General features: G+C 42.0%; 24 protein-coding genes, 1 tRNA gene and 1 pseudogene. 22 read left to right on the forward strand and 4 right to left on the reverse strand.

Going from position 1 to position 23,182, the window contains the following annotated elements; translation table 11 throughout:
- The first annotated feature begins 171 nt into the window (after positions 1 to 171).
- Together AB5Z12_RS16415 and AB5Z12_RS16420 are read left to right on the forward strand one after the other, a co-directional pair.
- Positions 172 to 244, forward strand: a tRNA-Thr gene (locus AB5Z12_RS16415).
- A gap of 255 nt (positions 245 to 499) precedes the next feature.
- Positions 500 to 2,167 (forward strand): glutamine--tRNA ligase/YqeY domain fusion protein, encoded by a 1,668-nt coding sequence (locus tag AB5Z12_RS16420; protein WP_118579073.1) that lies wholly within the window; start codon positions 500 to 502, stop codon positions 2,165 to 2,167.
- Positions 2,168 to 2,335: 168 nt separating this feature from the next.
- Here the strand turns inward: AB5Z12_RS16420 and AB5Z12_RS16425 are convergent, their stop codons facing one another.
- Positions 2,336 to 2,767: a hypothetical protein gene (locus tag AB5Z12_RS16425; RefSeq protein ID WP_148462754.1), complete on the reverse strand. Its 432-nt coding sequence runs from the start codon at positions 2,765 to 2,767 to the stop codon at positions 2,336 to 2,338.
- 152 nt (positions 2,768 to 2,919) lie between these two features.
- On the opposite strand from AB5Z12_RS16425, the gene AB5Z12_RS16430 reads away from it, so the two are divergent.
- From AB5Z12_RS16430 to AB5Z12_RS16455, 6 genes are all read left to right on the forward strand, one after another.
- On the forward strand, positions 2,920 to 3,522 hold the full coding sequence (locus AB5Z12_RS16430) for a nucleoside triphosphate pyrophosphatase (RefSeq protein ID WP_195477772.1): 603 nt from the start codon (positions 2,920 to 2,922) through the stop codon (positions 3,520 to 3,522).
- The gene (locus AB5Z12_RS16435) at positions 3,519 to 4,187 is read left to right on the forward strand and encodes an HAD family hydrolase (protein WP_195477771.1); all 669 of its coding nucleotides are present in this window, start codon (positions 3,519 to 3,521) and stop codon (positions 4,185 to 4,187) included. Before AB5Z12_RS16430 ends, AB5Z12_RS16435 begins: the two co-directional genes overlap by 4 nt.
- Before the next feature lie 68 nt (positions 4,188 to 4,255).
- Positions 4,256 to 4,513: a glyoxalase gene (locus tag AB5Z12_RS16440; protein WP_195477770.1), complete on the forward strand. Its 258-nt coding sequence runs from the start codon at positions 4,256 to 4,258 to the stop codon at positions 4,511 to 4,513.
- 504 nt (positions 4,514 to 5,017) lie between these two features.
- Positions 5,018 to 7,555 (forward strand): hypothetical protein, encoded by a 2,538-nt coding sequence (locus tag AB5Z12_RS16445; RefSeq protein ID WP_368357392.1) that lies wholly within the window; start codon positions 5,018 to 5,020, stop codon positions 7,553 to 7,555.
- 343 nt (positions 7,556 to 7,898) lie between these two features.
- The gene (gene htpG / locus AB5Z12_RS16450; RefSeq protein WP_173772381.1) at positions 7,899 to 9,965 is read left to right on the forward strand and encodes a molecular chaperone HtpG; all 2,067 of its coding nucleotides are present in this window, start codon (positions 7,899 to 7,901) and stop codon (positions 9,963 to 9,965) included.
- Between the two features lie 267 nt (positions 9,966 to 10,232).
- Positions 10,233 to 10,622: a sporulation initiation factor Spo0A C-terminal domain-containing protein gene (locus tag AB5Z12_RS16455; protein ID WP_173772382.1), complete on the forward strand. Its 390-nt coding sequence runs from the start codon at positions 10,233 to 10,235 to the stop codon at positions 10,620 to 10,622.
- 5 nt (positions 10,623 to 10,627) lie between these two features.
- Here the strand turns inward: AB5Z12_RS16455 and AB5Z12_RS16460 are convergent, their stop codons facing one another.
- Entirely contained in the window at positions 10,628 to 11,131 is a 504-nt protein-coding gene (locus tag AB5Z12_RS16460) for a DUF5721 family protein (RefSeq protein ID WP_173772383.1), read from the reverse strand.
- A gap of 193 nt (positions 11,132 to 11,324) precedes the next feature.
- Here AB5Z12_RS16460 and AB5Z12_RS16465 point away from each other — a divergent pair, with 193 nt between their 5' ends.
- A complete protein-coding gene (locus AB5Z12_RS16465) occupies positions 11,325 to 12,164 on the forward strand; it encodes a DegV family protein (RefSeq protein WP_173718274.1) in 840 nt (279 codons plus the stop codon).
- Here AB5Z12_RS16465 and AB5Z12_RS16470 read toward each other — a convergent pair.
- Positions 12,148 to 12,300 carry a DUF6783 domain-containing protein gene (locus AB5Z12_RS16470; RefSeq protein WP_325064521.1) on the reverse strand — a complete coding sequence of 51 codons (153 nt, stop codon included), beginning with the start codon at positions 12,298 to 12,300 and terminating at the stop codon, positions 12,148 to 12,150. The two genes, AB5Z12_RS16465 and AB5Z12_RS16470, sit on opposite strands and share 17 nt — an antisense overlap.
- Here AB5Z12_RS16470 and AB5Z12_RS16475 point away from each other — a divergent pair.
- A pseudogene (locus tag AB5Z12_RS16475) lies at positions 12,238 to 12,384 on the forward strand (DUF6783 domain-containing protein); the annotation flags it as partial. The gene AB5Z12_RS16470 and the pseudogene AB5Z12_RS16475 overlap by 63 nt on opposite strands.
- Before the next feature lie 75 nt (positions 12,385 to 12,459).
- On the forward strand, positions 12,460 to 12,717 hold the full coding sequence (locus tag AB5Z12_RS16480) for a hypothetical protein (protein WP_118579046.1): 258 nt from the start codon (positions 12,460 to 12,462) through the stop codon (positions 12,715 to 12,717).
- Positions 12,718 to 13,010: 293 nt separating this feature from the next.
- On the opposite strand, the gene AB5Z12_RS16485 is transcribed toward AB5Z12_RS16480, so the two are convergent.
- Complete coding sequence (locus AB5Z12_RS16485; RefSeq protein ID WP_008705499.1) at positions 13,011 to 13,211, reverse strand: cold-shock protein; 201 nt, start codon at positions 13,209 to 13,211, stop codon at positions 13,011 to 13,013.
- 320 nt (positions 13,212 to 13,531) lie between these two features.
- On the opposite strand from AB5Z12_RS16485, the gene AB5Z12_RS16490 reads away from it, so the two are divergent.
- The 11 genes from AB5Z12_RS16490 to purE all read left to right on the forward strand — a co-directional run bounded on the left by AB5Z12_RS16490 (position 13,532) and on the right by purE (position 23,167).
- Positions 13,532 to 14,827, forward strand: coding sequence for a dihydroorotase (locus tag AB5Z12_RS16490; protein WP_368357393.1), 1,296 nt, complete (start codon positions 13,532 to 13,534; stop codon positions 14,825 to 14,827).
- 46 nt (positions 14,828 to 14,873) lie between these two features.
- Positions 14,874 to 15,800 carry an orotidine-5'-phosphate decarboxylase gene (gene pyrF, locus AB5Z12_RS16495; protein WP_173770350.1) on the forward strand — a complete coding sequence of 309 codons (927 nt, stop codon included), beginning with the start codon at positions 14,874 to 14,876 and terminating at the stop codon, positions 15,798 to 15,800.
- Between the two features lie 10 nt (positions 15,801 to 15,810).
- Positions 15,811 to 16,593, forward strand: coding sequence for a dihydroorotate dehydrogenase electron transfer subunit (locus tag AB5Z12_RS16500; protein ID WP_195699890.1), 783 nt, complete (start codon positions 15,811 to 15,813; stop codon positions 16,591 to 16,593).
- Positions 16,590 to 17,495 (forward strand): dihydroorotate dehydrogenase, encoded by a 906-nt coding sequence (locus tag AB5Z12_RS16505; RefSeq protein ID WP_118579040.1) that lies wholly within the window; start codon positions 16,590 to 16,592, stop codon positions 17,493 to 17,495. The genes AB5Z12_RS16500 and AB5Z12_RS16505 overlap by 4 nt, the downstream gene beginning before the upstream one ends.
- Before the next feature lie 359 nt (positions 17,496 to 17,854).
- Positions 17,855 to 18,529: an orotate phosphoribosyltransferase gene (gene pyrE, locus AB5Z12_RS16510; RefSeq protein ID WP_118579037.1), complete on the forward strand. Its 675-nt coding sequence runs from the start codon at positions 17,855 to 17,857 to the stop codon at positions 18,527 to 18,529.
- 79 nt (positions 18,530 to 18,608) lie between these two features.
- A complete protein-coding gene (locus AB5Z12_RS16515) occupies positions 18,609 to 18,761 on the forward strand; it encodes a hypothetical protein (RefSeq protein WP_173717277.1) in 153 nt (50 codons plus the stop codon).
- Positions 18,762 to 18,771: 10 nt separating this feature from the next.
- Positions 18,772 to 19,248 (forward strand): VanZ family protein, encoded by a 477-nt coding sequence (locus tag AB5Z12_RS16520; RefSeq protein ID WP_243880184.1) that lies wholly within the window; start codon positions 18,772 to 18,774, stop codon positions 19,246 to 19,248.
- 107 nt (positions 19,249 to 19,355) lie between these two features.
- Positions 19,356 to 19,670, forward strand: a complete 315-nt coding sequence (locus AB5Z12_RS16525; protein ID WP_118579034.1) for a DUF6142 family protein — start codon at positions 19,356 to 19,358, stop codon at positions 19,668 to 19,670.
- Between the two features lie 73 nt (positions 19,671 to 19,743).
- Positions 19,744 to 20,349 carry an HD domain-containing protein gene (locus AB5Z12_RS16530; RefSeq protein ID WP_173770352.1) on the forward strand — a complete coding sequence of 202 codons (606 nt, stop codon included), beginning with the start codon at positions 19,744 to 19,746 and terminating at the stop codon, positions 20,347 to 20,349.
- Between the two features lie 95 nt (positions 20,350 to 20,444).
- Positions 20,445 to 22,520, forward strand: coding sequence for an aminopeptidase (locus tag AB5Z12_RS16535; RefSeq protein ID WP_330602539.1), 2,076 nt, complete (start codon positions 20,445 to 20,447; stop codon positions 22,518 to 22,520).
- Between the two features lie 140 nt (positions 22,521 to 22,660).
- A complete protein-coding gene (gene purE, locus AB5Z12_RS16540) occupies positions 22,661 to 23,167 on the forward strand; it encodes a 5-(carboxyamino)imidazole ribonucleotide mutase (RefSeq protein WP_118579028.1) in 507 nt (168 codons plus the stop codon).
- Positions 23,168 to 23,182 lie beyond the last annotated feature (15 nt).

A 23,182-nucleotide genomic window follows, 5' to 3' on the forward strand; every position in this document is an offset into this window, starting at 1 on the left:
CTGTTGATGGAAGCATTATACTACATTGGGACATTTTCCTTTATGGTATATTAGGACATTATCATAAATGGTTCATATTTTTTGAAAAAATTTGAAAATAAGTGTTGACAACAAGATAACCTTCTGGTAATATAATCAACTGTGAGCGGCAGAAATGCCGAACATGAGAGTGCTGATGTGGCTCAGTCGGTAGAGCGTCGCCTTGGTAAGGCGGAGGTCACGGGTTCGATTCCCGTCATCAGCTCTTTTTAATCCCTGATTATATATCAGGGATTTTTTTGTAGCATAAATTAATATACTCTCATAGATAGGGATAAAAATCAACAATTTTTTAAGAAAAACTTTTAAAATGCACCTATTTATGATAAGATAAATCATCAAAGAACAGAACATGTTTGAGAAATTATTCCCGATACACATATTGAAGAAAATTTTTTAACATGCTCTGACAGATATTGGAATTTATGCTATAAAAGAGTTGATATCAGGAGGAAGAACCATGGAGAACGAAAAGGTTTCCAAAAATTTTATTGAGAATATCATTGATAAAGACCTGGCAGAAGGAGTTTATGACACCGTTCATACACGTTTTCCGCCAGAGCCAAACGGTTATCTTCATATAGGACATGCCAAATCCATTCTTTTAAATGCCGGACTGGCGAAAGAGTACAATGGTAAATTCAACATGCGTTTTGATGATACCAATCCGACTAAGGAGAAATCTGAGTTTGTTGAGTCCATTAAAGCCGATATAAAATGGCTGGGAGCTGACTGGGAGGACAGACTGTTCTTTGCTTCCGATTATTTCGGACAGATGTATGAAGCCGCAGTAAAACTGATTAAAAAGGGTAAGGCATATGTCTGCGATTTAACTGCGGACCAGATCAGAGAATATCGTGGAACTTTAAAGGAGCCTGGCAAAGAGAGTCCGTATCGCAACAGAACTGTAGAAGAGAATCTTCAGCTTTTTGAAGAGATGAAAGAAGGCAAATATGCTGATGGTGAGAAAGTTCTGAGAGCAAAGATTGACATGGCTTCTCCAAACATGAACATGCGAGATCCGGTTATCTATCGTGTAGCTCATGTAAGCCATCACAGAACAGGAGATACCTGGTGTATTTACCCGATGTATGATTTTGCTCATCCTATTGAGGATGCAATTGAGGGAATTACACATTCCATTTGTACTCTGGAATTTGAAGATCACAGACCATTATATGACTGGGTTGTAAGAGAACTGGAATATCCACATCCTCCGAAGCAGATTGAGTTTGCAAAGCTGTATCTGACGAATGTAGTAACAGGTAAGCGTTATATTAAGAAGCTGGTAGAGAATGGAATTGTTGACGGATGGGATGATCCAAGACTGGTATCTATTTCCGGTTTACGTCGCCGTGGTTACACACCTGAATCTATTCAGAAGTTTGTGGAACTTTGTGGTGTATCCAAAGCTGACAGTTCAGTAGACTATGCAATGCTCGAGTACTGTATCCGTGAGGATCTGAAATTAAAGGCTCCTCGCTATATGGCAGTCCTTGATCCGATCAAACTGATCATTGACAATTATCCGGAAGGACAGGTGGAATATCTGGATGCTCCGAACAATATGGAAAATGAAGCCCTTGGTAGCAGAAAGGTTCCATTTGGAAAGGAACTTTATATTGAAAGAGAAGACTTTATGATCGATCCTCCAAAGAAATACAAACGACTTTTCCTTGGTACGGAAGTTCGTCTTATGAATGCATATTTTGTTACATGCACAGGTTTCGAGGCATTGGATGATGGAACAGTTACTGCTGTACATTGTACTTATGATCCGGAAACAAAGGGCGGAAATGCACCTGACGGACGTAAAGTAAAAGGAACCATTCACTGGGTTGAAGCGTCAAATGCAGGTAAGGTTCCGGTACGTCTTTATGAGAATATCGTAGATGAGGAAAAGGGTGTTTATGATAAAGAGACAGGAGAACTGAATCTGAACCCGAATTCTCTTATAGAGATGTCTGCTTATGTTGAACCAGAGCTTCTGAAAGCCAAAGGACTGGATAGTTACCAGTTTGTAAGAAATGGCTTTTATTGTGCAGACATTCATGATTCCAAAGAAGGGGCACCGGTATTTAACCGTATTGTTTCTCTTAAGAGTTCATTTAAACTTCCAAAAGCGTAAAAGAAACCCCCACGGAAAATTATATTCAAATTGCCGTGGGGGTTTTTGCAATAGAAAATTCTGTTGGAACTTCTTCTTGCAAAGTGAAATCTAAATACTGTCAACGAAAGTGGCAAGCCTGATTGTCACTATTTGTAAAATGTGGAATAATTATGAATTTACCTGCAATTAATCAATGTGGATAGAAGCTTCTTCTTCGTCCTGCTCTTTCTCAGCTTCAGCAAGTTCTTCCTCGAATTTATCTTCATCTTTCGCTGCTTTTTCAAGAGCATCGGCTATAGCATTATCCTGCTCTTCTGCATTTTCAGCAGAATCCTCTTCTGTATCCTCTGAACTTTCTTGTGAATCAGGCTCCTCAGAGCCTTCGGTTTCATCATCTTTTTCATCTTCGGAAGTAGCTTCCCAGGTTACGAAATCTTCGTGGACATCCTTTGCTTCAGGCTGCTCGTCATCTTCCTGCTCATCTTCAAAATCATCTTCAAGGTCAGCTGCCTCTTCCAAAGCATGTCTTTTGGCAAAAGCTGCTGCTACGGCACCGGCTACTGCTGCTGTTGCTGCTCCGAGTGCAACCATTCCCCAATATTTGTTAATCTTAGCCATATTGTCTGCTCCTTTCGGTATTTTCCATCTGTCTAAACAAAGCTTAATGGAGTTGTCTATATTGTAATACTTTTTACGCAAAAAGAAAAGAAAAAAATCGTTGCACCCATATAAATGGAGGGTTATACTGTTAAGACAGAAAAGGAGAGATTATGGAGAAAATTGTTTTGGCTTCGGGGTCCCCACGAAGAAAGGAACTGCTTGCAAGAACCGGTGTGGTTTTTTCTGTGGTTGTAAGCAATGGGGAAGAGAAAACCAACCTGACAGATCCAGCGGAAACGGTGGAAAAGCTTTCGCAGGATAAAGCAATATCGGTTGCAGACAGACTTGAAAATGAAAGTGAACCTTGTCTGATCATTGGTGCGGATACCGTAGTTGCATTTGAAGGAAAGATTCTTGGAAAGCCGTCAGATGAAGAAGATGCATTAGATACATTGTTAAAACTTCAGGGGAAATCCCATCAGGTCTATACCGGTGTAACCCTTCTTGTAAAAGAACAGGGTATCTGGAAGCCTTATACTTTCAGTGAAAGGACCGATGTTGAATTTTATCCTGTTTCCAGGAAAGAGCTTCTGGAATATATAAAAACAGGGGAGCCTATGGATAAAGCAGGAAGCTATGGAATCCAGGGGAAATTTGGAATTTACGTAAAAGGAATCCACGGAGACTACAATAATGTGGTTGGGCTTCCTGTAGGAAGACTGGTTTATGAACTTAAGAAAATGAAAATCAATATAAGGGGAATGAGAAAATGATAAAAGCATGTATTTTTGATCTGGACGGAACTTTAGCCTACACGTTGGATTCCATGGCTGTTGTAGGAAATGAAGTTGTAAAAAAATACGGTTTGAAACCAATGCCTATAGAAAATTACAGATACTATTGCGGAAACGGTGCTGACATGCTGGTAAAAAGACTTCTGGTCGATGCAGGAGATCCGGAATTGCTGCACTATGAGGAAGCAAGAGCGTTATATAGAAAAGAATTTGATAAAGACCCATTTTACAAAATACAGCATTATCCGGGAATGCCGGAAACCTTAAAAGAGTTGAAAAAAAGAGGCGTGAAGCTGGGGGTGTGTTCAAATAAACCACATGAAGCAGCCGTGAAAGTGGTGGAAAGAATGTTTGGGTCTCAGATTTTTGATGCAGTTATGGGACAAAGTGATTCTGTAAGAAAGAAACCAGCACCAGATGGTCCGCTTAAAATTGCGGAGCAGTTTGGAATTAAGCCAGAAGAGTGTATGTATCTGGGAGACTCCGGAACAGACATGCAAACTGGAAAAGCAGCCGGAATGTACACGGTAGGTGTTTTGTGGGGATACAGGGAAAAAGAAGAACTGCTGAAAAATGGAGCGGACTATCTTGTGGATTCTCCAGAGGATATTCTTGATTTATATGAGGAAAAATGCGAAGAGTAAAATTTTGATAACTATTTAGCAGACTCTAAACAGTTATAACTTTTATTATAAAACAGGAGGTCGGAAAAATGTATACAGAGGAGTGTATTCAGACATTTTTGGAAAAACAGGAGCAGCTTTTTGATGAACCGGTTGCAGAAACTTACGAAGAAGCAGAGGAATTCCTGGAGGATTGCATGGCTGTAGTTGCAGATTCTATTGACGAAGTGCGAAAATATCTGTCTGGAATGGGTGCAGATGTGGATGGCATGAGTAAAGAAGAATTAGAAGAAGCAAGTGAAGTATTTGCCCTTCCAGATGGAAAATATCTGATTGTGGAGGGATGATCTTTAGAAGCAGAGGTTTGCAGCTGCAGAGTAACTGACTTTCACATAAGGTGATGAAAATGGCGAAAAGGCAGTATGTCCGGTTGGAATTCCGAACAGTTATCGGATAAATTCATATTACATAAGTATAAAATCAGGTTGCTATAATGACACTAAACAAGAGAACATAATGTGTTACTGTTCAGAAGAGAAGATACATCCCATAAGATGTTTTCCGGAGAAAGAAGTGACCAGCAACTATCGCGTTATGGTTCACTGGCAATGTTCCGCGAGGTGTTTTTTGTAAACAAATTTCACAGAAAACCCGAGAATCTGGGCGCGGAATCATGCGGATGCATGATTCCTGTGCAGCGCGAAGTGGTTGCGGTGCGCGGAGCGAACAGTAGCACTGTCACATGTACTGTAAGAATTACAATAAAATAAAAGTGCTTGTGAAAATGTTTAAAATATGTTACAATAATGTTACAGGTCAGCCTAAAAGGGGAATGTAAAGGAGGATGGCATATGAGACCTAGGAAAATTATAGCAATGGTCATGACTTTTCTTATGATGCTTTCATTGCTTCCGTCTCTGGTATTTGCGGCAGCAGCACCAGAGGGAGAACTTGGAGGTCAGCTTAAGATTAAGGGAACTGCAGCTGTAGGCTCTGAGCTTAGCGCCGATTATGAAAAGGTTACACCGGAAGGACTTACAGACGATTATGTAACGTTCAGCTGGTCAAGAAAAGTTGGAGATCAGCTTACTGAAGTAGGCACTGAGAAGACCTATAAGCTTGTTGATGAAGATCTTGGAAATAAGATCGAGCTGAAAATTACCGGAAAGGCCGAAATGGGCATAACCGGAGAACTGAAAGTAAATACAGTTGAAATTGTGGCTACACCGGAAGAAGCTCCGGAAGAGACAACAGAGCTTCCAGAGGGAGAGCAGGAGGCTGCACCGACAGAGGAAACCCCTGTTCAGGAGATCGCAGCAGAGGATACACCTGCGGAAGGTTCCCAGACAGATGAGAACACACAGCCGGCTCAGGATGTAGCAGAAGATACACAAACCGAGGAAGTAATTGACATTGGTGCTGATGAACCAACTGATTCTTCCGCTGATGTTATGCAGCCGGCAGATGGACAGGACACAGAGAATTCTGCTGACAATTCCCAGTCTGAGATCACTACAGATGACAGTGTGATTAACATTGGAACAGAAGGCTATCTGGAAGTTCCTGAGAATGGACAGGCTGAGGATGCAAATCAGGGAGCTTCAGCTGAATCCCCTGCCCAGCAGAAACCTGTGTATACAGCAGAAATTGTTGCAGAAAATACTGCAGAAGATGGTACTGCAGTACTTGATTTTGGAACCGTAAATGCAGGCTTCACACAGGAAAATGCAAACTCTTCCATGACTAAGAATGTAACTGTTAAGAATACTGGCAACAGCACTCTTAATTTCAAAGAAATCAGTCCGGAACATTTTATGGTAAAGGATCTGGGTTCTCTTGCGGCTGGAGAATCAGTTGATGCATGGGTTATGCCAAGAGAAGGTACAGCTGTTGGAGAATACAGTGATACGATCACTTATGAAACAGAGGAAGGTGTAAAGGTTTCCTTTATTGCAAAGCTTACAGTAGCTGAGCAGAAGCAGGATGATACGAATACAGATCAGCAGCCAGCAGAGAAACCAGCTGCACCGGAAACTACCCCGGAAGTGACACCAGAGGTAACTCCAGAAGTGACACCAGAAGTCACTCCGGAAGTAACACCAGAAGTGACACCAGAGGTAACTCCAGAAGTGACACCAGAAGTCACTCCGGAAGTAACACCAGAAGTGACACCAGAGGTAACTCCGGAAGTGACACCAGAGGTAACTCCAGAAGTGACACCAGAAGTCACTCCGGAAGTAACACCAGAAGTCACCCCGGAAGTGACTCCGGAGATTACTCCAGCTCCTTCATTTACTACCGACATTTCCGAAGTGAAATTCGACAGTAAAGAAGTTGGTTACAAAGAAGCACCGGCTGCAGTTACAATCAATGTATCCAATACTGGAAATGTGAAATTAACCGGTATTGCTGTAAGTGTAAGCGGAAACGAATTTACAGTAAGTGCTCCGTCTGCTTCAGAATTAGAGGCAAATGCAAACCAGTCTGTATCTTTTACTGTTGCACCGGCAGTTGGATTGGCAGCAGGAACCTATACACAGACTGTTTCCATTAAGACAGATCAGACAGATTACCTGAATATTCCAGTAAGCTTTACAGTAACAGAAGCTGCTGCCAAGCTTACAGCTGTAGGCAAAGTATCTGATATCAGTCTGGCAAACGGGGTTGAGAAGTCAGCAGCTGGACTGCAGCTTCCATCTACTGTTAAGATTACTACAAACAAGGGCGATATGAATGCCTCTGTAAAATGGGATGTAAAGGGCAGTGCATATAATCAGAACAGTACAGAAGCACAGAAGTTCTCTGTGAAAGGTACTGTTGCTCTTCCAGACGGTGTTACAAATCCGGATAACCTGAGCCTTGTAGTATCTGTTAATGTCACTGTAAGCCGTGGATCGATTGTATCTGATGCAGGGAATAACAGTATCACAGGAATCAGCTCCGATGGAAACTATACTACAGAGACCAAGATTACTTTCACTGCAGTTGGCGCAGGTATGGATATTGAAAATCCGATTAAGGGAGATGTAAGATATCAGCCGCTGAACTGGGAGGTCCTTGAGGCAAGAAGCTGGGACGGCGCACCATATTCTGCAACTTTCCGCATGGGCAAGAATGGAAATTATACTTTGACTGTCACATATAATCAGCAGCAGTTTGATGGAAGCAACTGGGTAAATACTGGAACACAGGATACCAAGCAGGTTAATTTCACTGTAAATGCTGCACCGAATCAGACTCTGACACCGGCTGCAGACAAAACAGATGCAAATCAGAAGAATGCAGTAAAGACCGGGGATAATACTCCAATCCTCCCATTTGTAATTATTCTGATCGTTGCGATTGTCTTAATTGTAGGAATTCTTGTTTACCGCAATAAGAAAAAATAATAGTGGATTCTCAAATAAACAGTAATTGTGAATGAGAGCAGAACGAATGAGGGAGACCAGAAATGGTCTCCCTTCTTTTAATAATAATTACTAGGTTACTGTTCACTCCGTGACCAGTAACACGCTTCGCGATGCACAGAAATCATGCATTCGCATGATTTCGCGCTGAGATTCTCGGGTTTTCTGTGAACTTTGTTCACAAAAAACACCTCGCGGAATGTTACCAGTGAACAGCAATATTACTAGCACTCAATCAAAATGAGTGCTAAATTTTCCTTGACTTTTAGTCAGTTTGGTATTACTATAGTTTGTATAATTAAGAAGACAAAGGAGAGTGAGCTGCATGGCTGAGAAGCATGGTAGTTTATCAATTAACAGTGAAAATATTTTTCCAATTATAAAGAAATGGTTATATTCTGATCACGACATTTTTGCAAGAGAGTTAATCTCCAATGGTTGTGATGCAATTACGAAGCTTAAGAAACTTGATGTTATGGGTGAATACACACTTCCGGATGATTACAAAGCTGAAGTACAAGTTATTGTGAATCCGGAAGAGAAGACTTTGAAGTTTATTGATACAGGTCTTGGTATGACGGCCGATGAAGTGGAAGAGTATATTACACAGATTGCTTTTTCAGGAGCTACTGAGTTTCTTTCCAAATATAAAGATAAGACCACGGATGATCAGATCATCGGTCATTTTGGACTTGGCTTTTATTCAGCATTTATGGTAGCAGATGAAGTTCATATTGATACTCTTTCTTATAAAGAGGGCGCTGCTCCAGTACATTGGACCTGTGATGGTGGTACAGAGTATGATATGCAGGAAGGCAATAAGACTACAGTTGGTACTGAAATTACTCTGTTTTTAAATGATGAGAGTACAGAGTTTTCCAACGAATATCGTATGAGAGAGATTATTGAGAAATATTGTTCTTTCATGCCGGTAAATATCTATCTGTCTAAGGAAAATGCACCGCAGGAGTATGAGACCATTGATGAGGCTGAGCTTCGTGATGATGATGTAATTGTAGAGCGTATCCACGAGGATGCTAAGACTGAGGAGAAAGAGAATGACAAAGGTGAGAAAGAAGTCGTAGAAGTATCTCCTGCAAAAGATAAAGTAAAAATCAATAAACGTCCGGTATCTTTAAGTGATCCGGAGCCATTGTGGATGAAACATCCAAACAGTTGTACAGATGAGGAATATAAAGAGTTTTACCGTAAAGTCTTTATGGATTATAAGGAGCCTTTGTTCTGGATTCATTTGAACATGGACTATCCGTTTAACCTGAAAGGTATTCTGTACTTCCCGAAGATCAATACAGAATATGATTCCATTGAAGGTACGATCAAACTGTACAATAACCAGGTATTTATCGCAGATAACATCAAGGAAGTAATTCCAGAATTTCTGCTTCTTCTGAAAGGTGTAATTGATTGTCCGGATCTTCCACTGAATGTATCCAGATCTGCACTGCAGAACGATGGCTTCGTGAAGAAGATTTCCGAGTATATTACAAAGAAAGTAGCGGACAAGCTTACCGGAATGTGTAAAACAGACCGTGAGTCCTACGAGAAATACTGGGATGATATCAGTCCATTTATCAAATATGGCTGCATTAAGGACAGTAAGTTCTCAGATAAGATGAATGATTATATCCTCTTCAAGAACATTGATGGCAAATATCTGACTCTGAAAGATTGCATCGAAGAGAACAGGAAACCAGAAGATGAGACTAAGACAGAAGAGACTGTTGAATCCACAGAAGAGAAGAAAGAGGACGGCGCGAAAGACGAGAAAGAGCCTGAGAAGACTACTATCTTCTATGTAACAGATGAGGTTCAGCAGAGTCAGTATATTAACATGTTCCGTGAGGCAAAGAAGGATGCTGTTATTCTGAAACACAATATTGACAGCGCTTTTATTTCCCATCTGGAGCAGAAGAATCAGACTATCCAGTTTAAGAGAATTGATGCAGATCTTACAGAAGAACTGCGTGGGGAGGAAGCTACTGACGAGGAGACTTCCAAGACTCTTACAGAAGTATTCAGAGATGCATTGAAGAATGACAAACTGGAAGTGAAGGTTGAGAATCTGAAAAATGAAAAAGTTGCTGCTATGATGACCCTTTCTGAAGAGAGCCGTCGTATGCAGGATATGATGAAGATGTATAATATGTACGGCATGGATCCATCTATGTTTGGTGGTCAGGAAACTTTGGTTCTGAATGCGAAACATCCGTTGGTTCAGTTTGTAGCAGACAACAAGGATTCTGATAAGACCCCGGTTATTTGCGAGGAACTGTATGATCTTGCCATGCTGAGCCATAAACAGCTTTCACCGGAAGAGATGACCAGATTTGTTCAGAGAAGCAATGAAATTCTGCTTATGCTGACAAAATAAGTTATGACAAAAAGGGACAGACGCATAAATGAGTATTGCATTTAGGACGCCTGTCCTTTTTATATGAAAAATTGGAAAAGTTTATCCTGTTATTCTGTTTTTCTATAGAATTTTATCTCGAAATCTCTAAAAAATATTACAATTTTCTTAATTTTCGTCTCAAAATGCTAAAAAAGGCAAATTTAACTCGTATTATATGTAGAGGCAAATCAAGGGCTGACTGCAGATGCAGAATCAGAAGTATAACTTATTGTGGGAGGGACAAAAATGAGAGAGGTATACGGCACGATACGCAAACTTGGTGCGACATCGAAATATAAAGGATATTATTTTGTGGCGGAAGCCATACGCATGACAATGGAATTTCAGGAAAGACCAATGAAGATCACAAAAGATATTTATCCAAGGCTTGCAAAGAAATTTAAATCCAAGCCATCTAATATTGAGCATGATATTCGTACAATTGTAAATGTATGTTGGGAAAATCATCGGGAAAGACTGGAAGAGATTGCCGGATATCCTCTGGAATACAGACCTACCAACAGTGAATTTGTAGATATGATCGCCTTTTATCTGGGAGATGAAAAAGAAAGCAAGGTTCCAGACGTGGAATGCCAGAATAACTCTATTGGAAAATTAATGGAGAACCTATTCTGACAGGATTAAACTTCTTCTACAGATAATCCGCTGCGATGAAAAAAATCCATCACATATTGCTCCCAAAGGTGGTCCAGTTCTTTACCGGGAAGAAAGGTTTTCATAGATGTTCCGGTAATACAAAACAAGGTCTTATTCTTATATTGGAGATTCAAATACAGACCTGTTATCAGTTCGGGAGAAAGTGAAAATGCAGAACTCTGCAATAATGCAACGGTCTTGTTCGGAGAAAACTGAAGCACGATTTTGAAAGAAAGAGGCGCTTTTTTTCCACGGATAACAGAATAACAAAATGGTTTTACTTCTTTCCAGAGAGAGAATGTACGGTGGCTGGAAGCTAAAAATTCCTGCTCATCATTATCGAAAAAATCAGTTTGGAGTTTGCCGTCAATGGAAAAAACATTGCTGGTAATGATCTCTGCCTGGTTTAGCCAGAAGAGATCGAAGGTATCTCCAAGAAAAAGCTTATTGGTAAAATTCTTCTGGTCAGTGATTTTTAAAGCGAGCATAGGGACCTCCTTTCTAAAGGGCATGTCGCCTGTCGACGACATCAATATATGAAAATCAGTTGCTGATGAACAATAACCATTATAAAGCAATTTGGGGGAAAATGGAAGAAAAAACTCTTTTCAAACACATAGTAATGTGTTAATATAGATGTGGTATTTAAAACTACATATTACGGAAAAGAGGACGATATAATTGAGTTATAAAATTGTGATAGATAGCTGTGGAGAACTTCTGGAGCAGTGGAAACAGGATGAAAGATTTGCTTCCGTACCGCTTACACTGACTGTTGGAAGTGAGAATATAATAGATGATGAGACATTTAACCAGGCAGATTTTTTACAGAAAGTTGCCGCCTGCCCGGAATGTCCGAAATCAGCCTGCCCGTCGCCAGAGAGCTACAGAAAGGCATTTGACTGCGAAGCTGAACATATATATTGCGTTACTCTTTCCTCTGAACTCAGTGGTTCCTATAACAGTGCAGTGCTTGGAGCAAGTCTTCTTCATGAGGAGAAGAAAGGCGTTCAGATTCATGTTTTCAATTCCTGTTCTGCTTCTATAGGGCAGACTTTGATTGCAATGAAAATTGCACAGTGCGAAGATGCCGGCCTTCCGTTTGAGGATGTTGTCAGCGTTGTGAATAAATATATTGAAGAACAGCACACTTTTTTTGTGCTGGAGAATCTGGAAACCTTACGTAAAAATGGCCGCCTCAGCCGTGTGAAAGCGCTTGTGGCAACAGCCCTTAAGATCAAACCGATCATGGGATCTACTCCGGAGGGGACGATCTGCCAGCTGGATCAGGCACGAGGCATGAATAAGGCGCTTGTGAAAATGGTGGATAAAATTGTGGAAGTGACAGAAAACAGTGAGAACAAAATTCTTGCCATTTCCCACTGCAACAGCCCGAAGAAAGCAAATATGCTTAAAGAAGCCATCCAGGAGAAGATGAAGCTGGCTGATATTGTGGTTCTTGACACAGCCGGTGTCAGCAGTATGTATGCAAATGATGGAGGAATTATTGTGGCTGTCTGATGCTAGAGCCTGTTTGAAAAATCATTCCCGCAATCTGCACGCCCCACTTTGCGGTATATTTTGTCCGAATTCGGTTGCCGTAGCCCGCTACGGCGCCCTCATCCGGACAAAATCTCCCACAAATTATGACGCACATCTTGCAGAAAGCCTTTTTCAAACATGCTCTAGAGCGTATTCACTGATAACATTTCGCGAGGCGTTTTTTGTGAACTGTAAGTGAACATACTTCCATTTTGTTGGGAAATATGATATACTCATCTAAGTTGATATTTTATCCCAAAGGAGACGTGCGGCTATGAGTCAGAAGAAAGTAGATGCCTATAAAGCAGAAAAAGCAAACCGTGAGAAAATTATGAAAAAGGAGAAACTGATCCTTACTATTGAGAAACTGGCAGCGCTTGTTGCGTGTATGGTTGCTGTATGCTGGATTGGTTATTCTGTTTACGGAAAGGTTACAGAAGGTCAGGAGACTGTGACGACAGAGACTGTTATGGATACTTCTGCACTGGATTCTTATCTGAATGGACTTAGTGCAGATTCAGAGGCGGAATAAGTATGAAATATAAGAAAATATAAGAAAAAACTGCCTGAGGTAGCTTAAAAAGATGGGGATGGATTTCGGATCTGTCCCCATTTTGTTTATATAATAACAATAAAAAGAATCCTGTCTACAGGACTCTCCGCCTACGGTGGGGCGTCTTGGGCGATATTTACCCTTCCGCTGCAGTGTAATCCTGCCAGATAGGGATTTTTTTATAATAGGAAATTCTGAGGAGATTTCTTATTACATAAAAAATTCCCCCCGGATATGATTCCGAGGGGAAATTTCTGCTTCAGTTGCTTCAATTATAACTTAGTAACGTTAGCAGCCTGCATTCCGCGAGCGCCTTCTGTTAAGTCATATGTTACAGCCTGGCCTTCTTCAAGAGATTTGAAGCCTTCACCATTGATTGCAGAAAAATGTACGAATACATCAGCTCCGTCTTCTCCTGTGATGAAACCATAACCTTTTTCAGCGTTGAACCATTTTACAGTGCCCTTGTTCATTTTGAGTTACCTCCATAAAAAATAAAAAATTAAAAAGATGTTCTGGCGAAAAAAATCACCAGATTTTACAGACTATATCATGTAAATATATAATCTCTAAAAACTAGTGATTTTACATTAAATAATCTTCGACATGGATTGATTATATAACCTGAACTAAAAAAAGTCAAGGATAATTAAAATTGTGCAACAAAAAATATAATTGGGTGGAAAATATAAGGAAAAATGCCGGAAGGGAAAAAAACTCTTTATTAAATGAAAAAATTCGTGTATGATAGGTTGTGATAAAGTTTACGTTATACCAGAAGGGAGAGAACCAAATGGGTATTCTGATTCGAGGCGGACGTGTTGTGGATGCGGCTGCTCAGATTGATAAAATTGCGGATGTTTATCTGGATGACGGCGTAATCCAAAAAGTGGGAGAGAAGCTGGAAGCAAAGAATAAAGATGACAAGATTATAGACGCTAAGGGACTGGTAGTAATGCCAGGCCTTGTGGATCTTCACGTACATTTTCGTGATCCTGGACAGACGGAGAAGGAAGACATTGAAACCGGTTCCCATGCAGCTGCAAGAGGCGGTGTGACTACTGTAGTGGCGATGCCGAACACCACACCGGTTATTGACAGCCCTGACCGTGCAAACTATGTGAAAAATAAAGCTGCGCAGGTTTCCGCTATTCATGTGCTCCAGGCAGGAGCCATGACAAAGGGAGAACTTGGGGAGGAGCTTTCTGATATTGCAGGCATGGCAGCAGCAGGAGTACCTGTTCTTTCCGAAGATGGTAAATCTGTTATGAAAGCAAGCCTTTGCAAGCAGGCGATGGAAGAAGCCGTGAAAGCCGGACTTCCTATCTTTGACCACTGTGAGGATATGTCTCTTCGTGGAAACGGCTGCATGAATGAGGATGAGAACGCCAAACGCCTTGGGCTTCCGGGAATCTGCAATTCTACAGAAGATACCATTGCGGCAAGAGATTCTTTGCTTGCCATTGAGACAGGCGCTAAGCTGCACCTTTGCCACTGTTCTACAAAAGGTGTTGCAATTATGATGAAAATGTTAAAGGCAGAAGGCATTGAGAATGTAACAGCAGAAGTTTGCCCCCATCATTTTATACTCACATCTGATGATATTGAAAGAGATGATCCAAACTATAAAATGAATCCGCCTCTCCGTACCAGGAAAGATGTGGATGCGCTGATTGAAGGTCTGAAAGAGGGCTACATTCAGGTAATCAGCACGGATCATGCCCCACACACCCAGAAAGACAAAACCGGTTCCATGAGAACCGCAGCTTTCGGAATTGTGGGAATCGAGACCAGCTTTGCACTTAGTTACACCGCTCTTGTAGAGACTGGAATCCTCACTCTTTCCCAGCTTGTAGAGAAGATGAGCTACAATCCGGCTCAGATTCTGAACCTGCCATGTGGAACCTTACAGAAAGGACATCCGGCAGATGTGATAATCGCGGACATTAAGAATCCATATACCATTCACAAAGCAGACTTTGTTTCCAAAGGCAAAAACACCCCATTTGAGGGCAAAGAGGTGAAAGGAAAGATTCTATACACTATTTGCGATGGTAAGATTGTGTACAAGGATTCTGCTGATAAATAAGAAAAAAATGAAATTTCCAGGAAAACATATTAAGGAGGAAACACCCATGATCAACAAACTTATTGCCAATATCAAGAAAACAGGAGCCCCTATTGTAGTAGGCCTTGACCCAATGCTGAATTATATTCCGAAGCAGATCCAGGAAGCTGCATTCAAGGAATTCGGAGAGACGCTGGAAGGTGCTGCAGAAGCAATCTGGCAGTACAATAAAGGAATTGTGGATGCCACATATGATCTGATTCCTGCTGTGAAGCCGCAGATCGCTATGTATGAACAGTTTGGAATTCCGGGACTTATGGCTTACAAGCGTACTGTAGATTATTGCAAGGAAAAAGACCTTGTAGTAATTGGAGATATTAAACGTGGTGATATCGGTTCCACATCTGCAGCTTATGCTGTCGGACATCTTGGAAAGGTTCAGGTAGGAAGCAAGACTTATGTTCCATTTAATGAGGATTTTGCAACTGTAAACCCATATCTTGGAACAGACGGAGTGAAGCCTTTCATGGATGTTTGTAAAGAAGAGAAAAAAGGAATTTTTGTTCTGGTTAAGACCTCCAATCCGTCCAGCGGTGAGTTCCAGGACAGAATAATTGAAAAACGTCCTCTCTATGAGTGGGTTGGTGAGAAAGTTGCCAAATGGGGAGATGAGCTTATGGGAGACGGTTACAGCTATGTAGGCGCAGTTGTAGGTGCTACCTATCCGGAAATGGGCAAAGTATTAAGAAAACTTATGCCAAAAACCTTTATTCTGGTACCAGGATATGGTGCACAGGGTGGTAAGGGTGCAGATCTTGTACATTTCTTTAACAAAGATGGTCTTGGCGCTATCGTAAACTCCTCCAGAGGAATTATTGCAGCTTACAAGCAGGAGAAATACGCAAAGTTTGGTGAAGCGAACTATGCAGATGCTTCCCGTCAGGCAGTGAAAGACATGATTCTTGATATCAGCACTGCACTTGAGAACCGCTAGGAGGAAGAAAATGGGTACAAAGGTAAAAGAAACCTGTACAGTCCTCAGCCAGGAATGTATTGGAAAAGACATTTACAGCATGTGGATTCAGACAAAGACCATTGCAGGGAATGCGAAGCCGGGACAGTTTGTTTCCGTTTATACACAGGATGGAAGCAAACTGCTGCCACGTCCTATCAGTCTTTGTGAGATTGATAAAGAAAAAGGTGCACTTCGCCTTGTCTATCGTGTAACAGGTCCGAAAACAGGTACAGAAAGCTTTTCCAGACTGCATGCAGGTGCACAGCTTGAACTTCTTGGACCTCTTGGAAATGGATTTCCGCTGGAAGAGGCTGCTGGCAGGAGGGTATTCCTTATGGGCGGAGGAATCGGTGTTCCGCCTATGCTGGAGACCATGAAGCAGCTGGATGCTAAGAAGATTGCAGTTCTTGGCTATCGTGATGAGCTGTTTTTAAATGAGGAATTTGAAAAAAATGGTGAGGTATACATTGCAACAGAAGACGGCTCTGCCGGAACCAAAGGAAATGTAATGGATGCGATCCGGGGGAATGACCTGGAAGCAGACGTGATTTTTGCCTGTGGTCCTAAGCCTATGCTTCGCGCCATCAAGGCCTATGCACTGGAGAAGGGAATCCCCTGCTGGGTTTCCATGGAAGAGCGCATGGCATGTGGTATCGGTGCCTGCCTTGGCTGTGTATGCCAGTCCACAGAAACGGATGCCCATTCTCATGTACACAATAAGCGCGTATGTAAAGACGGTCCGGTGTTCAGAAGTACGGAGGTGGAGTTATGAGCAAAATGAGCGTAAATCTTGCAGGAGTGACTCTGAAAAATCCAGTAATGACTGCATCTGGAACATTTGGTTCCGGTGCGGAATACAGTGAATTTGTAGATTTGAATAATCTTGGTGCAGTCGTGACAAAAGGCGTGGCAAATGTGCCGTGGCCTGGAAATCCTACGCCCCGTGTGGCAGAGACCACAGGAGGAATGCTGAATGCTATCGGTCTTCAGAATCCCGGAATCGATGTTTTCTGTGAGAGAGATATTCCATTTCTGAAGAAATTCGATACGAAGATCATTGTAAATGTATGCGGAAAGACCACAGAGGACTACTGTGAGGTTGTGGAACGTCTTGGAAATGAGCCAGTAGATATGCTGGAGATCAATGTATCCTGCCCGAATGTAAAGGAAGGTGGCATTGCCTTTGGACAGAATCCCAAGGCTCTGGAGGCCATTACAAGAGAAGTAAAAAAATATGCCAGACAGCCGGTGATTATGAAGCTGAGTCCTAATGTAACAGATATTACAGAGATGGCAAGGGCAGCAGAAGCAGGCGGTGCAGATGTGGTTTCCCTTATTAACACCATTACCGGAATGAAGATTGATATTAACCGCAGAACGTTTGCACTGGCAAATAAAACAGGCGGTATGTCCGGTCCGGCTGTGAAGCCTGTGGCAGTGCGTATGGTTTATCAGGTGGCAAATGCAGTGAAGATCCCAATCATCGGAATGGGTGGAATTGCAAGTGCTGAAGATGCCCTGGAATTTATTATGGCGGGCGCCACCGCAGTATCTGTAGGAACTGCAAATTTCATCAATCCATACACTACTCAGGAGGTTGTGGATGGTATGGCTGCATTCCTTGAGAGACAGAAAGTGGAAGATATTAATGAGCTGATTGGATGTGTGAAATAGGTTACTGTTCACTGGTGACATTCCGCGAGGTGTTTTTCGTGAACGTAGTTCACAGAAAACCCGAGAAGTGTGGTGCGAAATCATGCGAATGCATGATTTCTGTGCATCGCGAAGCGTGTTACTGTGAACGGAGTGAACAGTAACACTGAAATAGGTTTTACTTCGCGGTTTAAAAGAGATTTTGACCATGCCCATATTTTGTGCTACTATAAAGAGAGCACGAAGCTTACATTACTGATTACGGAGTGAACAATAATGTAACCGGGTTTTGCTTTGAAACCGGCGTATGCAAGAGCTTTTTCAAATATGATTTAAGAAAGACCAATAACAGATACAGCCCATATACGAGGAGGATAAAAATGGAACAGTATAAACAGGAATTTATTGAGTTTATGATTGATTGCAATGTATTGAAATTTGGAGATTTCGTAACCAAATCCGGAAGAAAGACTCCGTTTTTTGTAAACACAGGATTTTATCGTACAGGAGCTCAGTTAAGAAAATTAGGACAGTATTATGCAAAAGCAATTGAGAGCAAATTCGGTCTGGATTTTGATGTGCTTTTTGGACCTGCATACAAGGGAATTCCGCTGACTGTTGCAGCGACAATGGCAATCAGCGAGGAGTATGGCAAGGATATCCGCTATTGCTCCAATCGTAAAGAGGTAAAGGATCATGGGGATAAGGGAATTCTTCTTGGAAGCCCGATTGAGGACGGAGATAAGGTTGTGATCATCGAGGACGTTACGACAGCCGGAACTTCTATTCAGGAGACTCTGCCGATCATCAAAGCTCAGGGTGACGTTTCTCCAATCGGTCTTGTGGTTTCTGTAGACCGTATGGAGCGCGGACAGGGTACCAAGAGTGCTTTAAAGGAGATTGAGGAGAAATATGGTCTTAAGACAACTGCTATTGTAACTATGGCAGAGGTGGTAGAGCATCTTTACAACAAAGAGTATAAAGGGAAAGTCATCATTGATGACACATTAAAAGCTGCTATTGATGCATACTATGAGCAGTACGGCGCAGAATAAGAAAATTCTATGCAGCATTAAAAATTCTGAAAGTGTGCTGCGGCAACTGGCGGCATAATGATAAAAGGAGGAAATGCTGATGAGTGAAAAACTTTACAAAATCGTATCTGGTGTAGGTGCCGGAAGTATTGCACTTGGGATTATCACACTGGTGACAGGTGTGTCCACTGGTATTCTCATGATCGTGAATGGTGCCAGACTTCTGAAGGGCAAATCCGATATGATGATTTAAGGGGATTTTTTTGAAAAAGGAAACGAAGACTTTAATTCGCCGTATGGGAATCCTGCTGTTCGTCATCTATATAATCTTTCTTGTCTATTTTCTGTTCTTTTCAGAGGAATATGGCAGGGCGGCAGAGGCGCAACGGGTATACAGGTATAATCTGATTCCCTTTGTGGAAATCAGAAGGTTCTGGATATACCGGGAGCAGCTTGGCACATTTGCAGTATTTTCCAACATATTCGGAAATGTGATAGGCTTCCTGCCTTTCGGGTTTATCCTTCCTGTTATTTTCCGAAGAATGAACAGCGGTTTTCTCATCTGTGTATCAGGATTTATATTAAGTCTGACTGTGGAAGTGATCCAGCTGGTCACGAAGGTTGGCTGTTTTGATGTGGATGATATGATTTTGAACACCCTGGGGGCAACCTTGGGGTATGTTCTTTTTTTCATCTGCAATCATATTCGAAGGAAAGTCCTGGATAGCAGCCATGAATGAGCCATGCTTACCTAAGCGGATTTATGGATATTGTATGGCAGCAGCTGACTTTCATATTTTGACATGCCTGCGTGGGCAGACATGTCCATTTAGGAGAAAGTTCCATTATGGCAAGAAGATATAGATATTCATTTACAAAGAAAAAAGAAGCGAAAAAAGGGAAGCTGTCTGCCGGTCTGGCGGCAGCGTCCTTTTTGTTGTTTATAACGGCTGTTGTCCTGGCATATCTTCTGGATGACAGCTTTGGGTTTCTGGTAGGAGGAGTGGGCTTATTTGCCACCCTTCTTTCCGTATACGGATTTATTATGGGACTGCTCAGCTTTTCTGAGGAGGGCAGAAGCCATAAAACCAGTATTATCGGTTCGATCAGCAATGGACTGTTTCTGATCGTGTGGATCGGAGTGTACCTGACCGGATTGTAGAGCACGGCGTATGTATTGTGGAAATCCGTTTGAAAGCAATAATAATTGATCAGACAGGGGAAGGGGAATATATATGGATGAACGTTTAAAAAAGCAATTGGACTTTATTCTGGAAGCAGATAAAGTGAAAAATATTATGCGTCAGACCTATCTGGCGGATGGAAAACGCAAGGAAAACGATGCAGAACATTCCTGGCACCTGGCACTTATGGCAGTACTTTTGAAAGAATATGCACCAGAGAAAGTTGACCTTTCCAAAGTCATTCCTATGGTACTGATTCACGATCTGGTAGAGATCGATGCTGGAGATACCTATGCTTATGACGCTGTTGGGGGAGCTACCCAGCATACAAGAGAAGAAGCGGCTGCACAGCGCATTTACGGTATTCTTCCGGAGGATCAGGGAAAATGGCTTTATAATCTTTGGGAAGAGTTCGAAGCTTATGAAACACCAGAGGCCAAATATGCGCACATGCTGGACAACAGTCAGCCTCTTTTTCTGAACAATGCTACAGATGGAATCAGCTGGGTAGAGCATGGCGTGAAGAAAAGTCAGATTTACACACGAAACCGCCGTACTGGTGAGGGAGCACCAAAAATCTGGGAATATATGCAGGAATTGATTGACCAGCATGTAGAAAAAGGACATGTGATCGACGATATGTCCAAAAAAGAATAAGAAGTGTGCTGATCGCGGAAAAAATTATTCAAACAGGCGCTGTCGGTGCCGTGACGGATAGCTTCGTATAAAAAAATGAAAAGTGAGGGAAACGTGTGGACGAATTACTGATGGAACGTTATGCTCTTGCAAAAGAAAGAGTATGTGAGATCAAAGAGGAGAAAGCAGTACAGATGCCATATCTGGACTTTTTCCAGAAAACAGCTGCTTTTCTTGAAAAAAATGTGGAAATTATGGATGGCGTTGTATTTTTGGGAGAAACCAGGGAACCAAGGAAACTTGCAGATGCGGCTGATTTATCTATAGATGAATGGAAAGAACTGAATCGTGATCTGTATGCAGATATCCTTCCGGAAAATTATAAAAACAGTTACGGGAATCCGGTTTATGCCTGTGAAAAGCTTGGGGAATACGGAAAAGACTTTTCTTTCCTGTATGCAGAGCTGCGTGGTATTGTGGTCTATGCCTTTGAAAAGAGGCTGTGGGACATAACTGTGCTTCTGGAGCTGTTTCTGGAAGTTTATGGCGCTTTTGCTCAGGAAGAGATTCCTACAGAAGAAGAATTGAGGGGGATTTTAAATTCCTATGCAAATGATTACTGCCAGGATATGATAGAGTACCGCACTAGAGAGTGCGTGGACCCGGAGCTGGATTTTGCGGCAAAAATTATCATGAATTCTGATTTTTCAGACCTTCGTTACCTGTATCTGTTTGGAGAATGCATTACAGAGAATGAACTTGGAGTGGCTGCATTTCTTAACGGTCTTTCCCAGGAAGAAATCGATTCCTGCGCAAGAACCTATACAGAGGGCTACCGTTTGGGATTTGTAAATGGACACAAAGACCTGAGCAAAAAGAAAACAGTCAATATCCGCTACAACCTTGGTTTTGAACGTATGGTAAAAGCGGCAGTTCTTCAGTTTGAGGAGATGGGGCTGAAGCCAGTTATATATCGCTATCCGACCCATGCGGTAAACAGGCGCGGCTCTTATAGAATTGGCTATACAGGCGCTGTTGCAAACCCGCAGTTTGACTATGATCATCGACAGGACGGGGCACTTTTTCTGGATCAGGATTTTGTGCAGAAGCGCCTTCGTGCCCTGCAGACTTCCTATGAGAAATATAAGGAGCTGGCGTATGTTCACGCTGGTCCAGCCTGCATTGAGGTATTTGGGGAAGCTCCGTTTTCACCGGTGAGTGTAAAAGAGGCATGGCAGTTCAGTGATGCCCAGCAGAAGCTGGAAATTGAGATGCAAAATGAAGCTGGACAGATTACAAACCGCTACATTAAAGGTGATGAGAGAAGTTTTACCATTATTGCATATCCGGTCCCTGAGATCGGCGGTGATTATGAGGAGATTTTCCGCCAGATCGTGAAAATCAACACCCTGGATTACCAGCTTTATCAGAAAATCCAGCAGACCCTTATCGATACTCTGGATACTGCAGAATGGGTATCTGTAAAGGGAAAAGGAGCAAATGAAACAGATCTCAGGATACATCTGCACACTCTTACCGACCCGGCGAAGCAGTCCAATTTCGAGAACTGTGTAGCGGATGTAAATATTCCCGTTGGTGAAGTGTTTACTTCCCCGGTTCTTTCCGGAACAGACGGTCTTCTTCATGTAAGCCAGGTATATCTGGAAGGCCTTCAGTTTCGTGATCTGAAGCTTGAATTTAAAGATGGAAAAATTGCATCCTATTCCTGCGGAAATTTTGAAAATGAAGAAGAGAATAAAAAATATATTGAGGATAATATCCTGTTCCATCATCCAACACTTCCAATGGGTGAATTTGCAATCGGAACGAATACTACGGCTTATGTAGCTGCGAAGAAATACAACATTGCAGATAAGCTGCCTATTCTGATTGCAGAAAAAATGGGACCCCATTTTGCAGTAGGTGATACCTGTTACAGCTGGTCTGAGGATACTGCCATGTACAATCCGGATGGAAAAGAGATCATTGCAAGAGATAATGAAATCTCCATTCTAAGAAAAGAAGATATAAGCAAGGCGTACTTTGGCTGTCATACAGATATTACCATTCCTTATGATGAATTGGGAAGCATCTGTGTTCCTGGAAAGAATGGGGAGAAAATTTCGATTATTGAGGATGGCAGATTTGTGCTGGCCGGAACGGAAGAACTGAATAAACCTTTTGAGGAATAAAGAAAAATTTAAAATCTAACAGCAAAATTAATTAGCCCTACAAAATTTTTCTTTGCCTCAATCGTATTGACAGAAAATGTTATTCTTAGTAGAATTTACGCGAATGGTAGTTCTAAATATAACTAAAAGAGGAGAATATTATGCCAAAAGTAGGAATTGTAATGGGCAGTGATTCAGATATGCCGGTAATGAGCAAGGCAGCAGACATTCTGGAGAAACTTGGGATTGATTACGAAATGCGTATCATCTCCGCACACAGAGAGCCGGACGTGTTCTTTGATTATGCGAAGACAGCTGAGGAAAAGGGATTTAAGGTCATCATTGCAGGTGCCGGTATGGCAGCACATTTACCAGGAATGTGCGCAGCGATTTTCCCGATGCCGGTTATCGGAATTCCTATGCACACTACATCACTTGGGGGAAGAGATTCCCTGTATTCCATTGTACAGATGCCATCCGGCATTCCGGTAGCAACTGTTGCAATTAACGGAGGGGCAAATGCTGGTCTTCTTGCAGCGAAGATTCTTGCAACATCCGATCCGGAGCTTCTTGCACGTCTGAAAGCCTACAGCCAGGAGCTGAAAGAGCAGGTCGAAGCCAAGGATGCGAAATTACAGGAAGTGGGACATAAGGCTTATACAAAATAGAATTATACAGCAGGG

The sequence above is a fragment of the Ruminococcus sp. RTP21358st1_G6_RTP21358_211008 genome, assembly GCF_040908885.1.
Taxonomy (GTDB): Bacteria; Bacillota; Clostridia; order Lachnospirales; family Lachnospiraceae; genus Blautia_A; species Blautia_A faecis.

Bases quoted from the DNA above. Each gene is read 5' to 3' on its own strand.
- AB5Z12_RS16420 (WP_118579073.1), top strand. From the start codon at position 500: ATGGAGAACGAAAAGGTTTCCAAAAATTTTATTGAGAATATCATTGAT.
- AB5Z12_RS16425 (WP_148462754.1), bottom strand. From the start codon at position 2,767: ATGGCTAAGATTAACAAATATTGGGGAATGGTTGCACTCGGAGCAGCA.
- AB5Z12_RS16430 (WP_195477772.1), top strand. From the start codon at position 2,920: ATGGAGAAAATTGTTTTGGCTTCGGGGTCCCCACGAAGAAAGGAACTG.
- AB5Z12_RS16435 (WP_195477771.1), top strand. From the start codon at position 3,519: ATGATAAAAGCATGTATTTTTGATCTGGACGGAACTTTAGCCTACACG.
- AB5Z12_RS16440 (WP_195477770.1), top strand. From the start codon at position 4,256: ATGTATACAGAGGAGTGTATTCAGACATTTTTGGAAAAACAGGAGCAG.
- AB5Z12_RS16445 (WP_368357392.1), top strand. From the start codon at position 5,018: ATGAGACCTAGGAAAATTATAGCAATGGTCATGACTTTTCTTATGATG.
- htpG (WP_173772381.1), top strand. From the start codon at position 7,899: ATGGCTGAGAAGCATGGTAGTTTATCAATTAACAGTGAAAATATTTTT.
- AB5Z12_RS16455 (WP_173772382.1), top strand. From the start codon at position 10,233: ATGAGAGAGGTATACGGCACGATACGCAAACTTGGTGCGACATCGAAA.
- AB5Z12_RS16460 (WP_173772383.1), bottom strand. From the start codon at position 11,131: ATGCTCGCTTTAAAAATCACTGACCAGAAGAATTTTACCAATAAGCTT.
- AB5Z12_RS16470 (WP_325064521.1), bottom strand. From the start codon at position 12,300: ATGTGCGTCATAATTTGTGGGAGATTTTGTCCGGATGAGGGCGCCGTA.
- AB5Z12_RS16480 (WP_118579046.1), top strand. From the start codon at position 12,460: ATGAGTCAGAAGAAAGTAGATGCCTATAAAGCAGAAAAAGCAAACCGT.
- AB5Z12_RS16485 (WP_008705499.1), bottom strand. From the start codon at position 13,211: ATGAACAAGGGCACTGTAAAATGGTTCAACGCTGAAAAAGGTTATGGT.
- AB5Z12_RS16490 (WP_368357393.1), top strand. From the start codon at position 13,532: ATGGGTATTCTGATTCGAGGCGGACGTGTTGTGGATGCGGCTGCTCAG.
- pyrF (WP_173770350.1), top strand. From the start codon at position 14,874: ATGATCAACAAACTTATTGCCAATATCAAGAAAACAGGAGCCCCTATT.
- AB5Z12_RS16500 (WP_195699890.1), top strand. From the start codon at position 15,811: ATGGGTACAAAGGTAAAAGAAACCTGTACAGTCCTCAGCCAGGAATGT.
- AB5Z12_RS16505 (WP_118579040.1), top strand. From the start codon at position 16,590: ATGAGCAAAATGAGCGTAAATCTTGCAGGAGTGACTCTGAAAAATCCA.
- pyrE (WP_118579037.1), top strand. From the start codon at position 17,855: ATGGAACAGTATAAACAGGAATTTATTGAGTTTATGATTGATTGCAAT.
- AB5Z12_RS16515 (WP_173717277.1), top strand. From the start codon at position 18,609: ATGAGTGAAAAACTTTACAAAATCGTATCTGGTGTAGGTGCCGGAAGT.
- AB5Z12_RS16525 (WP_118579034.1), top strand. From the start codon at position 19,356: ATGGCAAGAAGATATAGATATTCATTTACAAAGAAAAAAGAAGCGAAA.
- AB5Z12_RS16530 (WP_173770352.1), top strand. From the start codon at position 19,744: ATGGATGAACGTTTAAAAAAGCAATTGGACTTTATTCTGGAAGCAGAT.
- purE (WP_118579028.1), top strand. From the start codon at position 22,661: ATGCCAAAAGTAGGAATTGTAATGGGCAGTGATTCAGATATGCCGGTA.